This window comes from Legionella fairfieldensis ATCC 49588, from assembly GCF_000621525.1.
GTDB classification, from domain to species: Bacteria; Pseudomonadota; Gammaproteobacteria; order Legionellales; family Legionellaceae; genus Tatlockia; species Tatlockia fairfieldensis.
Window position 1 is genome coordinate 21,217 of the sequence record NZ_JHYC01000025.1, and the last position, 14,784, is coordinate 36,000.

Here is a 14,784-nt window from a genome sequence, read left to right on the forward strand (position 1 = left end):
ATTTTCATAGATTTGTCCAATTATAATTATAATAAGATACCTTTATATTCTAATGATTGCATCACCTCTCAGGTACCTTTGTCCGGCACAAAGCGCAGGTCCACGATTTATATCGGTTTGTCAGGAATTATTTCTCTAATTGAGGTAAACTGCTCAAAATTTTTTATCTGTGGGCACAATTCCTGCTTGCTATTTTTAATTACACGCACAGCGATTTAATTATTATTCGCACAGAATAACCAGAGGGGGCGATTATGAAGAAATGGGGAGTTAACCTGGCAATCTGGTCAATGCTGCTGTTCTCGCAATGGGTTGCTGCTGATCAACCGAACTGGAATAAATGGGTCGCGGAAGTCAGGCAACAAGCTCTTGATCAAGGAATATCACCTGCTGTATTTGACGAAGCGTTTGCCGATATTCATGAGCCAAGTCGTACAGTAAAAAGCCTGGCACGCTCTCAGCCAGAGCATCGTTTAACGTTTACCAGATATCTTCATTCACGTGCGGATAATTACAGAATCGCCATGGGCCGTAAAGAATATGCGAAAAATAAAGCCTTGTTGGAAGACGTAGGTCGGGATTTTGGGGTTGATCCTTGCTTTATCGTATCTTTTTGGGGCATGGAAAGCAGCTATGGAACTTATATGGGAAATTTTCCTGTTATCAAATCATTAGCTACTCTGGCCTATGATTCCAGACGACAGGATTTTTTTCGTAAAGAATTATTTTTGGCGCTACAGATTCTCAATGAAGGTCATGTGACCTTACAGCATTTTAAAGGGGAATGGGCAGGTGCTTCCGGTCAGCCACAATTTCTCCCATCCAGCTGGCTACAATTTGCTGTTGATTACGATAAAGATGGCCGTAAAGATATTTGGGATAGTAAGGCTGATGTATTTGCTTCCATTGCCAATTATATGAAGAAAAATGGGTGGCAAACCGGAGAGCCATGGGCTGTTCAGGTAAAACTACCTGCTGGCTTTGATATGAATTTAGAAGGTAAAGCAATTACTAAACCCGTGAGTGAGTGGAACGCTCTGGGGGTTCGTACTGAGAGTGGCGAACCTTTACCTTATCAGGAGTTGAAGGCTAGTATTGTACAACCTTATGGAGGTCCGGTATTTCTTGCGTATCCCAATTACAAGATGATTTTGCGCTATAATAATTCTATATACTATGCAGGAGCGATTGGTTATATGGCGGACAGAATTTGTAATCGCACGAAATAGTTTTTAACTATTAGCCCATAAGCTTAATTAACCTTATGGGCTTTTTATATTGCAGGTCATATTATGGAACAGTCCTACCTGGATAAAACAGCAAGTTTAACACCCGTGGTTAAGCGTATTATCTGTGATAAGGCAACAGAGTATCCTCACACTGGTGAATATAATACCATAACGAAAGAAGGTTCTTATCTTTGCCGACGCTGCGGGTTAGCCTTGTTTCGTGCTGCTTACCAATTTCATTCTGGCTGTGGTTGGCCTGCTTTTGATGAAAACATCATCCAGGCTGTCAGGCAGATACCTGATAAAGATGGTCAGCGCATGGAAATTCTTTGTTCTCGTTGCGATGCTCATTTAGGCCATGTTTTTAGCGGCGAGCATTTCACCCCTAAAAATCGCCGTCATTGCGTCAACTCCGCTTCTCTTGATTTTGTTCCTGACAATGAAGTACTCGATACAGAAGAAGCGATTGTTGCTGGTGGTTGCTTCTGGGGTGTGGATTATTTTCTTCGTCTACTCGCCGGGGTACTCAAGGTAGAAGTGGGTTATTCGGGAGGAAGCGTTCCCAACCCTGATTACGAGCAAGTTTGCCAGGGCAATACAGGCCATTATGAAGTGGTTCGAGTTGTCTATGATAAAGCAAAAACAGATTATCACACAGTATTAAAGCGTTTTTTTGAAATTCATGATCCAACACAACGTTCTGGCCAAGGTCCCGATATAGGACAGCAATATAGAAGTGCAGTATTTTATTATAATGAAGAGCAACGGAATGAAGCTCAGACTTTAATACAAACTTTACGTATGCGAGGTTATGATGTAGCAACTTGTTTATTCGAAGTGCAACCTTTCTGGCCAGCAGAAAAGTATCACCAAAATTATTATGCTAAACATCATAAGACGCCTTATTGCCATCGCCCCGAACCGCGCTTTGATACAATTACTCCTCAGAAATGTTTCAAATAAATAGGCGGAAAAACCTTAGTTCAATCGATAAGAATTGGTGCTTTCACTGGCCCGAGTTAGCTGTTGTAAAAAATCTTGGCCATCATTTTCCAATAAAGCAGCTGCAACTTCTTGAGATTGAACCTCTGAAAAAGTCATTTTTTTAATAAATAAACACGCAAATTCTAATTGATTATTTCTCGGTAATAAATTAAGTACCTCTATTAGCGTAGCGCAGCTTCTAACGAAATTTTGACAAGCTAACGCGAACTCCAAACGGTAATGAGCCGGCATGTGTTTGAGTATGTTTTTAAAGCTATTTAAGGTGGTGATTCTAGAGATATTTTCCAGAGCAAAAACCAGCCTTTTATCTGTAGGTAAAACATAATTGATAACATAACAAAAGTGTTTTTCTCTTAGGCGTGTCTTATTTTGAAGAGCAAAATCAAAGCGCTGATTGAGTGGTAAGCACTCGATAACGTTCATAAATTGATCACCATATTGATCACTATCAGTTACTTTATTCTGATGTAGGGTCGCGAATAAAAGTTGATGATTTTCCGGTAAAAATTTTAAAATTATACTCAGTTCTTTGCAAGTGGTGATTTTGTCTTTATGTGAAATTATAAAATCCAGAAAATGCTCACATTGAGATAAGGTTTCACATATTCCTTCAAGGTCACCAAATACATTTATTTGTTCTGGATGCAAGAATGCATATTCTAAACGTTTTTGTATCGGAATTACTCTTAAAACAGAGTTAAATGCATACTTCGGATAAGAGCAGTTTCTGGCGGGTATGCCACCAAATTGCTGAGCGAAATCAAAGCGTTGTTCTTCAGTAAGTGTTCCTAATACCGCAGAGAGTTCATACCCATTGTTAATTTTATATTGATTTGATTTTGCAAAATTCCAGCGTATCTGTTCGGGAATAACTCTCAATATATTACAAAGTTCGTTCCCATTTTGAATTTTATTTTGATATTGAGTCGCAAAGGCACCACGGTCCTCTTTATCTAATCTATCAAGCACCTGACTAAGTGCCTCTCCATCAACAATGCTATCACTGTATTGATGGGCAAAGCAAAGACGTTTATTGTTAGGTATATTAGCTAAAAAACAAACAAGATATTCTCTCTTTAAAAGCAGAATATCATTTTGAATAACGTAAGAAATACGTGATTTTTCATCCAGGGCATTTAAAACAAACGAGAATAACCAAGCATTTCCTATTTTATTTTTATATTTTATGGCAAATTCCAGGCGCTCATGAGAATCAGATATTACCTCCAACACAAAATATAAGCTACCGTCTTGCATGTGATTCTGATAGCGCATGGCGAACTCGTAACTATCTTTTTTGTTAAATTGACGAAAGAAATCGGCAAAAGAGAAGCTCTTTTCTTTATCTAAATAGGGAATAACAAAATTCAATTTTTCATCTGATGGCAAGGATTGACAAATTAAATGCACATCAGAAACAGTGTGAATTTTGTTTTTGTGGAGTGTCATGAATTTTAATTTATCATCATCTGCCAATACCTTTATAATCCTGCTAAGATCCAGGGCATCCTGAATTTTTTCTTGATATTTAAGGGCTAGGGCATAACGTTCTTCGATTGGTATTGTTCCCAATGAGCTAACCAGTAGCTCATTATTTATTTTCTCTTCATTTTGTTCAATAAAATTCAAACGCTCTTTCTTAGTTAAAGTAAGGAGAATATCTTTAAAATTAATGCCTTCTTTAATTTTTTCCCGATGATACGTAGTAAAATTAAATCGATCAGTAGATGATAGTTCTTTTAAAACTTGGTGAAGCTCGTAATCGTTGTTAATTTTATCTTCATTATTCTTCGCAAACTGAAGGCGATCTTCTATAAGTAGATTATTTAGAATACAACTCAGCCTCCATCCATTCGTAATAATCGGTCGATTATTTGTTGCCATAACGAGTTTTTCAGAGTCAGGAATTTTTTTCAACGTTGCAGTCAGCACATCAAAATTCGTCACAGAGAGAACAGGCAAAAGTTTCCACCATTCTTTTTCATAACATTGGCTTAAAATTTCATCGGTAAATTTTGAACGAGTAACCATCATCGCTAATGGCGCTATGGACGTACTTGAACTGGAAGAAAAGTCTCCCACGTATTCTTTAGGTATTTTAAGTTTGGAATCTTTTAGTTCTGGAAAATATTTTAAGATCATCTTAACTAAAACAATATCCTCTTTTACAATGGCCTTGGCGAGGCTATGCTCATTTGCGGAAAATCCTTCAACTTGATTGGTTTGATAGATACTGGGTAAAATTCGTAATAAACTGGATTTATTATCTAATTGATCTTTATTGAGTTCATTCGAATTTTTCAAAATGGCGTAAATTAAATTATTAATTGAGCGTTTGAACGAAATTTTTACTTCCTGAAGGGAGATTTCATTTATTTTCAAACACATTGAAGGAGGACAAAAAATTCGTGCTTGAATTTTTTCCATATAATTCAACGCTTTGCTAGCATTTTCACTAAAAAGATCTTCCTGCAACCTGGTAACAATATCTGTAACATCAGTAAGCCCTGCATAGGCATTGATACCTCCCCTCCCTGTAGCAGGATGAATCACCTCTGGCACTTGCCTTTTTGGAATACCAATTTGATAAAGAGCTCCCCCTTGAGTCTTGGCCTCTCGGTCGTAGAGAGTCAGTAAGCTGTTTATCTCTTCCTGAGAAATATTAAAGGGCTGAAATATATTCTGAAACAAAGCCTCTAAATCCATAGACTGATTAGTTCTATCATCGAGTAAATAAGATATTGAACAGGATGAATCTTCTGTATGATTACCAAACAAAAATAGATTGGCAGAGAGTACACAATCAGGATAGGTATCATCATAATTTGTAACATCATGACCTGAAGGTGAGTAATGAGCAAGAAAATCATGAAGCGTGGGGAAGTTTTTGAAAGGATACTGCGATGCTCTAAATACTTTCCAATTATCTTGAGCTTGCAGAACTTCATATAGAGCTGAAAATACACGGTAGGCAAAAGCAACTTTACTATCACAGGCATGATAAGCATAAAAATAATCTTCGCTGTGTTTCTTTTCTTCTGCAATTAATTGCATGCATTGCGTAATTAAACTTTCTTGTTGCTCAGTAGAAAATTTATTATAACGAACATTTTTATAAAATTGATTAAAGAAATTTCGTATATTTGCTTTAAGGCAGTCTGCCTGATAGCCATTGCCTAAAAAAGCTTTCAGGTATAATTCACTTTGTGACAATGAAATAGAAGAGACAGGGTTTGATTCAGTAGTATTTTTTCTTTTTAATTCTTTCAATATATAAGAATAAGATAATAATGTGCTTGCAATTTGCGATTTTACCATTGCGGGTGAGTGAAAAACATGACCTTCATTTAGAGCAGAACGGTTTAATTTGCTTTGAGTATGCGTCAGTGATAATTTTTTTCCCTCAGATAATTGCTCTAAATGCTTTTTAACCGGGGGTTGGTTTAGCATTTGATAAAGAGGTGGATAAATGACTAAATTTTTTTTGGACTGAGGAAACTCTATTTGAATAGTTGTTTGATTTTCCTGTTGCAAGACTTTGTTCGCTTGAAGCGCCTCTAAAATGAGCTTTATCGGTACCCATTTGTAATCAGTATGTTCTTCATTGCGTATCTCCGTTAAGTTAATTACATTTGGAGAAGGAGCAATGTACATGCGATAGACAAACGCATCGCCCTCTTTTGTTTCAGTGACAATATCATGAAATGGGCTTTGTACTAAATCCCATGCCCCATAATCAAGTACCTTGTTAGATTCTTCACGTACTTCCCGAATGGCAGTTTCATATAAATAGGTATCTTGCATATCACTCTTACCACCAAAATTATCCCACCAATTATGGCGGGCACGTTTGGCAAGCAAAACACACCATTGATTATTCACCATCTGATAAGTGAGGATGCCTGCGGCAGTGTTTTCAGTATTCGCTTTTTTATCGGATTTAGCAAAAGATTGCTCTTCTGGACAATAACGCGTGGTAAGGTTATCTAAACGATCAGAAAAGTATTGCAGAAAATCATTACGTAAGTCATTAGGAATGCTTAATTGAGTTGAGTTTTCCCATATTATTTTTTCTAAAGCTTGAGAGGCAGCCGTACATTTTTTAACTTGATGAGCGATTTCTTCATCACTTAAACCAGAAAACCATTTATAAGCATTGGCATTAATGTTTGCATCCCGCAAAGTGTTTATTTCACTGGCCAGGCTTGGGTTTTCTTTACGAACTTTTCCCAGTGCTCTGAATAAAAAATTAGCACCAGAATCAATAAGGGTTAATCCCTTGAAGTTACTCTCTAAGGCGACATCAATATTACCCAGTAAGGCATGAGCAACAAAATGTTGTGCCGCGGTTTTCATAAGTTCTTCTTTAGAATATCGATCTGAATCGAGATACTCGCTGATTTGGAATAAGCCCTTAGAGCTGTTTAAATGAAGAGCTTTTGATAGCTCAGTGGGTATTTCAGTGTACGCACAAAATTTTGGAACAGGTACTCCTAGGGCCTGATAAATAGAGTTACATAAAACTTCCAGTTTCATAGCATCAATATGCGAGCCATGTTTTAACACATAGGATTGTTTGGTAACAGGGTTTGTAATTTTATAAGTACTTCCAGTGCCTCCTCCTAATGATTCTACAGAAGTAAAATCATTGAGATCAGGAGCACTCATTGGTATCAGATTAAGTGGAAGAGAAGTTTGTCGAGTCATATTTATTTAACTTTATGGGCATTTGAGCTGCATTTTAATACACAGTATTTTTTATGTCACTTTTAACTTAAGTTGTGTGAAACTGGCCATTTTGGAGTAATGGAACGACCAACCGACTTAAGGATTATTAAAATCCTTTGGCGGCCTTAATTTTTCAACTTTAATTTGGCTGATACAATGGAGAGAGGTTTTACAGGAGGCGGTTAATCAGAAAATTGCCTTAAAGCGCCACTGTAAAATAATTTATTACTTACCGAAACGTCACCCGAAAAAGGATAATCGAAACCAAGGGCTAAAGCCAAGTTGAAGCCAAGGACCGCGGCAAAAAGTAAGGCGGGGGTGATATGAAGAAATTCTCGCTCACCCCGTATTCCACCTAATATAATGGCAAGCATAATAGAGCCAATAACCAGGGCACCCCTTAAAGGGTGAGGAATAATACTGTCCAGTTCATTAAGCCGTTCACGGCGTGACTGTAGAACACCATTCACATTGGCAACGACTTGCGTGTAATAGATTTTTTCCTGATCCGTCTTGGGTTGATAGGCTTGAATGACGGCGAATAATGTTTCGAGCGAATCCCATGCTTTTTGACTTTGTTTCCCCTTTCGCATGGTGTCCCATTCATTAACTCTGACTGTCACGGTGTAGTTACGTGTGGCAGCCATGATTTCTGTTCTGGCATCTAGTGGAAAAACCCGAATATTACGAATAATACTCGCCAGATAGTCAGCCTCTTTGGACGTCGCGCTGCTCGCCAGCATGAGGTAATTCCATGTGTTAATAATGACGAAAGCAAGCAAAATAGAAAAACCGCCGCTTAAGATAGTAATCAGTGTATTCGCTAATTGACGATGATCTGCATCAACAGGTGTGGAAAAAAAACGTGTCGAAATACGCGTGGATAAATAAGTAATAATCATAAAAAAAATCATGGATAAACAAACCAACCATCTCAAAGGCACCATATCAATCAGTTCGCGCAAGATTACCCCTCCATAATTAATTTTAAGAGCGCTCTTTTATTTTATCCTTATTCTGATAAGTCAGGTCTGCTTTTTCAGCTTTACGCCTGTTTTCGCGTAATTGTTGGTCTTGTAATGGTGTCTGTCCAATTATTATGACCTGTTCTTTTAATTGATTTAAATAGCGAAACAATTTACCCAGGTGCCTTGCAAGCATGGGTAGTTTATCAGGGCCAAAAACCACAACAGCGACCAGAAGAGTTAGAAAGAGTTCACTGCTACTCATGATTTATTATTATCCCCATCATTGAGTGCCTGGCGAAAATTTTTAATTGCAGTCCCTAAATCAGCACCAATATTTTTTAACTTATTGGTACCAAATAGAACAATTACAATAAGTAAAATCAAGAGTAAAGATAAAGGACTGACGCCACTTAATCCCATATTCGCTCCTATTTTTTCTGATTAATAAAGTGATCTGATGCCAATCAATCAGACCATTGGGTGCTTCTATGATAGAAAGCTAATCAATGCTCCTATTGTGGCAGTTGCCAGAGCAACCAACGCTAATTTATCATGATTTAATAAATTTAAATAACTTAATAGACTAACAATAAGCATAGCGGTAAAAATTCCCATACCTAACCCTTTATACCAATTATTTTTAGCCGTCAGAATCTTTTCCTGATTGTTACGTTGTTCCAAGGCACGAATTTTTTCTTCTTTATTTAACTCCAGTACTTCGTGTAACAGACGCGGCATATGGGGTAATTGTTCCGTAAGAAAAGGGAGATTTTCTCGTAAGTGCCGGAGAAAAGCTTTCGGCCCCATTTGTTCTTTAAGCCATTTTTCCAAAAAAGGTTTTGCAGTGGTCCAAAGATCCAGATCCGGATAAAGTTGGCGACCTAAGCCTTCTATTGCCAACAGAGTTTTTTGAAGGAGAATAAGTTGAGGTTGAACTTCCATTTGAAAACGCCGAGCGACCTGAAAAAGCCGTAACACGACCTGGGCAAAAGAAATATCTTTTAATGGTTTTTCAAAAATGGGTTCACACACAGTGCGAATCGCACTTTCAAATTCTTCAACACGGGTATCTCGGGCAACCCAACCTGACTCAACGTGTAATTGAGCAACCCGACGGTAATCACGGCTAAAAAAGGCATATAAATTTTCAGCCAGATAACGCTTGTCATTATCATTTAACGTGCCAATAATGCCAAAATCAATACAAATATATTGGGGTTCCTGCAAATGATCGCGGGAGACAAAAATATTGCCCGGATGCATATCGGCATGAAAAAAACAGTCCCGAAAAACCTGGGTGAAAAAAATCTCAACACCACGTTCAGCCAGTTTTTTAATATTAACCCCATAGTCTTGCAGACTTGCAACATCAGAAACGGGAATACCATAAATACGCTCCATTACCATTACATTTTCACGGGTATAATCCCAAAAAACTTCTGGAATGTAGAGAAGAGGCGAGTTGTGAAAATTACGTCTTAACTGGCCAGCATTAGCTGCTTCACGTTGTAAATCAAGCTCATCAAACAAATTATGCTCGAATTCACGGACTATTTCCTTAGGTTTTAAACGTTTACTTTCGGGCCAATAACGATCAGCAAGATTTGCAATGCTATACAAAATGCTTAAGTCTTTCTCAATAATTTTGCGCATATTGGGACGCAAAATTTTAACAACGACCTCCTCACCTGTACGTAAAGTGGCAGCATGCACCTGGGCCATTGATGCGGAGGCCAGAGGTTTGGCATCAAAGCTCGCAAAAACCTGAAAAGCAGATCGGCCAAAAACGGTTTCAATAATTGCCAGCGCTTTCTCACTGGGAAAGGGTGGTACTTTATCCTGTAATTTACATAATTCCAGAGCAATATCAGGGGGTAAAATGTCAGGCCGGGTGGATAAAGCCTGGCCGAATTTGATAAAAATAGGACCTAATTCTTCCAGCGTTTTTCGTAAGGCAGCACCTCGACTCAATTTTTCCTTGCGTAGCCAATTCCAGGGATTGAGATAGACAATAAAACGAAAGGGCGAAAAAAGACGAATTGTAACAATAACTTGATCCAGTCCGTTACGCGCTAAAATGGTATTAATATGTAACAGCCTGAGTACTTGCTTAATCGATTTCATAGTCTACCAGTAATTGATTGATATGAGCTTGAAGGCGTTCCACGTCTAACGTGATTTGATCCACGTCATTAAAAAAATCATCTATTTCTTCTCTTGGTGGAAAAACCCGTAATTCTTCATGAAGATAATCGCTCAAATTATGACGCATGGAATGGCTTAATTGCCGTTTAAATGCCAGTCCCTGACGAAAAAGTGAACCGAGCTGATGGGCTACCATATCCCCGGTAAAGTGTGCCAGATGGCCTTCCCAATCAATATCGAGTTCGTCAAAAAGTTTTTTAACCTGCTGGCCTAATTCTACATCCCCGGAGAGACGAATTTTATCATTAAATAAGGAGCGTGCTCTGGAAGAGGGTAAAAGGCTTAAACGAATCAGACCCAGAGGATTACTATGAATAATCGTGTCAGGATGGTCATTATATTCATCGAGCAATTTTAGTTTTTGTTGTTCGAAAAGAATATAAAAATTAACATTTAGAGGGGCAATAATAATCTCAAGTACTTTGCCATCCAATGTGGCTAATTTAGAGGGCATTGATTCATCAAGGGAGAGCGCGTGATTAATCGCTTTTTGCAGTGCTTTTAAAGAATATTTTTTAATCATGATACAGGCTCTCAATACTTATAGGCAATATGTAAAGCTACAATGCCACCACTCAAATTGTGATAATTGCAATCTTCAAATCCTGCGCGTTCAATCATGGTTTTTAATGCATCTTGCGCAGGATGCATGCGAATCGACTCGGCAAGATAGCGGTAACTGTCGGCATCTTGTGCAAATAATTGACCAATTTTAGGCAGGATAGAAAAAGAATACCAGTCGTAAACTGGCTTTAGGCCCGGAAGAGTAGGAGCGGAAAATTCCAATACCATCACTTTGCCGCCGGGTTTACAAACTCGATACATCGAGCGTAATGCTTCGTCTTTATCCGTCACATTTCTTAAACCAAATCCTATGGTAATACAATGAAAGCTATTATCAGAAAAAGGTAAAGTCTGGGCGTTAGCTTGAACAAAGTTAATATTCTCATGGAGACCTTCATCCAATAGCCGATCCCGTCCTACTGCGAGCATAGCTGCATTAATATCAGCCAAAATAACTTGCCCTTTGGAGCCGACTTTCTTGCTGAGTAAACGGGTTAAGTCGCCGCTACCTCCCGCTAAATCAAGAACAGATTGCCCTTCTCGTACCTGGCTTAATTCAATAGTAAAACGTTTCCATAACCGATGAACGCCCAAGGACATCAGATCATTCATTAAATCATAGCGTTTGGCAACGGATTCAAAGACAGCACTCACTTTCTTTTCTTTTTCTTTCCAAGCGACTGACTCAAAACCAAAGTGAGTATTTTTTTCCTGATTGTTCATAGTGCATCTAGAAGTAAGCAGATTGTTTATCTTAACCGATTATTATGCGGATACCCAACGAAAATGATGGGAATATTTTAATTGGCTGGAGATTATAAAAAGACCCTGGGGACAATCTGCGACTGATATATTTGAAAAAGCGAATGAGGTAGAAAACTGGGCCTGTGAAGCAGGCCCGGAATGATCATCAGGATTGAGAGTCGTCATCGTTGTCAGAATTGTCAGAGCTGCCGGAGTTAGTTGCATCATTGCCGGTTGCACTATTATCAGCAGGCTGAGTGCTATCAGTTGGCTGGGTAGTGCTGGTTTGAGGCTGGGTGGCTTGCTGGCTGTTATCCATGGAAGGCTGACTCATATCATCGGCATGAGCTAACATAGACATAGAAGTACCAAATAACAGGGCTAGCACGGCTACTACTTTCTTCATTGGATTTCTCCTCAAGTTTAGGTCCTATTCTCCTCGCGTAATGTAAATTACTGTAATAAAAAAATAGTATTACCGTAATTTACATTACGCGAGTTACTTAACAATATAGCTTGAAATTAATTAAATTAAATAATTTAACGAAAAATTTTCTTCATTAACTGTAAAGATAGTGCAAAAACCATTGGGATTTAGAGAAGTTCGGCTAATGCGTCCAGATAGCTTCTCTCATCAGGTGTGGTATGAGAACGTTGCGCTTTCCATAAATGTTCAGCCAGAATATCCATAATGAAGTGTTCCGCCGCCAATTGTTTACCATACTTACGTAATAGCTTCTTATAAATCTCTTTGATTCCCAAAGGAGTATTAGTAGTTACCTGATCGCGTATTGCTAAATGTAATCCCATATGTAAAAACGGATTGGTCTGCCCTAACTCGGGAAAATAATGGTGTTCCAGGTGTGCAGGTAGTTCCAGCATGGGCTGGTATTCCGGATGGTCCAGAATGACGTTCACAATTTGATGTTCCACTGCTTCGAGGCGTTGTTTTTGCTGGTATTTCTGCCAACTGGTAAAAAATAGTTGGCGGGTATCCTGTATGGTGTTTCCGTAAAACATAATAAACCTAAGTAATTAATGGCTGAGTATTATCGGCACCGCCATTAAGTTAAGCTTTTTTGTCATTCCCGCGAAGGCGGGAATCCATCCCTAAACGAGAAGCAATGCTCATTTGGGAGAATGGATCCCCGTCTTCACGGGATGACTCTACCTTAACTTAATGGCTGTGAGTATTATCGGCGAGTAAGTATATCATGCTTTATTCGAGTTCATCCGCAAAAATGGTAAGCAGATCAACCGGCATTAAATAATTTGTATTCAGGTAGCGAACAAATGTTGACAATCTTGCTCAACTTATGCGATATTAGTGGTGCGAGGTTGGACTTGCTATGTGTCATTCCACTGGGTCAATTGGCGACACACTGATTGGCCCTTTCTATTTTCTCTCCCGGTTAATTTTAGTTATAGACCAGCTTAAGGCTTAAAAATAACATTAGTAAGCCACTGACCAATTCAATACGTCGCCATATTGTTGCACGTGCCAGAACTTCTGCAAAATAATGCGTAGTAAAAGTCAGTGAAGTAAACCATAAAAGACTGGAAGAGATAACTCCGAATAAAAAGGCCAGCGGGTGATCAGGAAATTGACTGCTGCCACTGCCAATTATAATCAGACTGTCAATAATGGCCTGCGGGTTGAGCAAGCTAAAACTTAAAGCCAATAATACGATCTGTAAGCGTCCTCGCTGTTTTTCATACGTTGTTTGTGAAGTTTGCTGATTCAGAGCCTGTTTTAATGCCTTAAGACCATAATAGAAAAGAAACGCAGCGCCCGACCAGGTCATTCCTGTTTGAAGTGCGGGATGTAATTTTAAAGCCTCATGTAAGCCTGCGACACTTGCCCATACGAGAATTACATCGCAGCAAAAGCAAATAACCACCGAAAGTAAAGGATGATTACGTTTTGTGCCCTGTCGAATAAGAAAAATATTCTGGGGACCCAAGGCCATTATAAGAGATAGCCCTAATAGTAATCCATTAAAATATACCGACATAAACTACTCAGAACTTGCAAAGAGGCCCATTATCAATCATTTTTTCCTATAATTAAAATGAATAATTTTAATGATTGATAAATTTTATTTATGAGAATAGACCAACGAGGTTTAGAGGCATTAAATGCTGTCATACAAACCCAAAGTTTTGCGGGAGCTGGCAAGTTGTTATTTATCACTCAACCGGCGGTGACTCAACGTATCCGGCAGTTAGAAACCCAATTTGGACAACCTCTGTTAGTAAGAGCCTTACCTTATCAAGCGACTCCCTTAGGGGAAAAATTGCTAGGTTTATTACGTCGAACACGTTTGCTTGAAGACCATCTCTGGCAGGAAATTGAGCAAAATATCCCAACGCATCTGTCCATAGCCCTAAATCGTGATAGCCTGGAAACGTGGTTTATTCCATTACTTGCAGAGATGCGATTCCTTGAAAAAGCGAACATAGAGATTATTACAGATGATCAGGACGTCACTATTGATTATTTTCGGCAGGGTTTGGTATCTACCTGTATTAGCAGTTATGAAAAAGCGCTGCCTGGCTGTGAGTGTGAACTGCTTGGTCATATGGCTTATCTATTAGTGGCGTCGCCAGATTTTATTAACCATCATTTTAATAACGGTAATTCTTTCCTCAATAATTTACCAACGGCACCGATTATTATTTTTGATAATCGTGACCGTTTACCCGAGCAGTATTTTAACTATTTTTTTAACCATTCATTAACCACAGCTCGTCATCATATCGTACCTTCTGTTCAAGCTTATAAGCAGTTTGTTCTGCAAGGTTATGGACTAGGATTAATACCGATTTTGGATATTAAGGAGGAACTGGCTAAAGGACAATTGCAAGCGCTTTGTCCTGATAAACAGTGGTTAATGCCTTTATATTGGCATTATTGGCGATTGCCGGCAAGATCTTATCAACTCTTTATAGAGCAGGTAAGGCAAAAAGCAAAACATGTATTAATTGATTAATATAAATACAATAATAACGAAACCCGTGTTAAACACAGTGTTTTTTCTTTCGGATTTTCCTGTACTTCGATTGCTCTTACAAAAGTACTTAAGAACAACATTGCAAGTTACCTGACTAGGAGTATAAAATGCCGGATAATTTTTCCTGCGAGGCGAATACTGCAGGTACATCAGGTTAAGGAGGGGGCGTGGGCTCTTTGTTGAAAAAAAACGCAATTGTTGTGTCTTTTTTAGCGATATGTATGTTGTGGAGTGGATTTTCGCATGCAACCGTAAACAATGCTGATAGCAATAGCAATAGCAATAGCAATAGCAATAGCAATAGCAATAGCAATAGCAATAGCAATA

13 protein-coding genes are annotated in these 14,784 nt (G+C 38.5%); 3 read left to right on the plus strand and 10 right to left on the minus strand.

Annotated features, from left to right (window positions below):
* Positions 1-254: 254 nt before the first annotated feature.
* On the plus strand, positions 255-1,229 hold the full coding sequence (locus T345_RS0107770; RefSeq protein WP_028388848.1) for a lytic murein transglycosylase: 975 nt from the start codon (positions 255-257) through the stop codon (positions 1,227-1,229).
* A 63-nt stretch (positions 1,230-1,292) separates the two neighbouring features.
* Positions 1,293-2,192, plus strand: coding sequence for a bifunctional methionine sulfoxide reductase B/A protein (locus T345_RS0107775; RefSeq protein WP_035918491.1), 900 nt, complete (start codon positions 1,293-1,295; stop codon positions 2,190-2,192).
* 15 nt (positions 2,193-2,207) lie between these two features.
* Here the strand turns inward: T345_RS0107775 and T345_RS0107780 are convergent, their stop codons facing one another.
* The 10 genes from T345_RS0107780 to T345_RS0107825 all read right to left on the minus strand — a co-directional run bounded on the left by T345_RS0107780 (position 2,208) and on the right by T345_RS0107825 (position 13,458).
* Positions 2,208-6,941 (minus strand): NUDIX domain-containing protein, encoded by a 4,734-nt coding sequence (locus tag T345_RS0107780; protein ID WP_028388850.1) that lies wholly within the window; start codon positions 6,939-6,941, stop codon positions 2,208-2,210.
* Positions 6,942-7,144: 203 nt separating this feature from the next.
* Positions 7,145-7,927, minus strand: a complete 783-nt coding sequence (locus T345_RS0107785) for a bestrophin-like domain (protein WP_051555200.1) — start codon at positions 7,925-7,927, stop codon at positions 7,145-7,147.
* A gap of 22 nt (positions 7,928-7,949) precedes the next feature.
* Positions 7,950-8,192, minus strand: a complete 243-nt coding sequence (locus T345_RS0107790; protein ID WP_028388852.1) for a Sec-independent protein translocase subunit TatA/TatB — start codon at positions 8,190-8,192, stop codon at positions 7,950-7,952.
* On the minus strand, positions 8,189-8,350 hold the full coding sequence (gene tatA, locus T345_RS0107795; RefSeq protein ID WP_028388853.1) for a twin-arginine translocase TatA/TatE family subunit: 162 nt from the start codon (positions 8,348-8,350) through the stop codon (positions 8,189-8,191). Before tatA ends, T345_RS0107790 begins: the two co-directional genes overlap by 4 nt.
* Positions 8,351-8,416: 66 nt before the next feature.
* Positions 8,417-10,054: a ubiquinone biosynthesis regulatory protein kinase UbiB gene (gene ubiB, locus T345_RS0107800; protein WP_028388854.1), complete on the minus strand. Its 1,638-nt coding sequence runs from the start codon at positions 10,052-10,054 to the stop codon at positions 8,417-8,419.
* Entirely contained in the window at positions 10,041-10,658 is a 618-nt protein-coding gene (locus T345_RS0107805; protein WP_028388855.1) for a ubiquinone biosynthesis accessory factor UbiJ, read from the minus strand. Before T345_RS0107805 ends, ubiB begins: the two co-directional genes overlap by 14 nt.
* 11 nt (positions 10,659-10,669) lie before the next feature.
* The gene (ubiE, locus tag T345_RS0107810) at positions 10,670-11,422 is read right to left on the minus strand and encodes a bifunctional demethylmenaquinone methyltransferase/2-methoxy-6-polyprenyl-1,4-benzoquinol methylase UbiE (protein WP_028388856.1); all 753 of its coding nucleotides are present in this window, start codon (positions 11,420-11,422) and stop codon (positions 10,670-10,672) included.
* Positions 11,423-11,609: 187 nt separating this feature from the next.
* Complete coding sequence (locus T345_RS0107815) at positions 11,610-11,849, minus strand: hypothetical protein (protein ID WP_028388857.1); 240 nt, start codon at positions 11,847-11,849, stop codon at positions 11,610-11,612.
* A 188-nt stretch (positions 11,850-12,037) separates the two neighbouring features.
* Positions 12,038-12,463 carry a DUF1841 family protein gene (locus tag T345_RS0107820; RefSeq protein ID WP_028388858.1) on the minus strand — a complete coding sequence of 142 codons (426 nt, stop codon included), beginning with the start codon at positions 12,461-12,463 and terminating at the stop codon, positions 12,038-12,040.
* Between the two features lie 398 nt (positions 12,464-12,861).
* Complete coding sequence (locus tag T345_RS0107825; protein WP_028388859.1) at positions 12,862-13,458, minus strand: LysE/ArgO family amino acid transporter; 597 nt, start codon at positions 13,456-13,458, stop codon at positions 12,862-12,864.
* Between the two features lie 90 nt (positions 13,459-13,548).
* Between T345_RS0107825 and T345_RS0107830 the strand changes: the two genes are divergently transcribed.
* A complete protein-coding gene (locus tag T345_RS0107830) occupies positions 13,549-14,436 on the plus strand; it encodes an ArgP/LysG family DNA-binding transcriptional regulator (protein ID WP_028388860.1) in 888 nt (295 codons plus the stop codon).
* Positions 14,437-14,784: the final 348 nt, after the last annotated feature.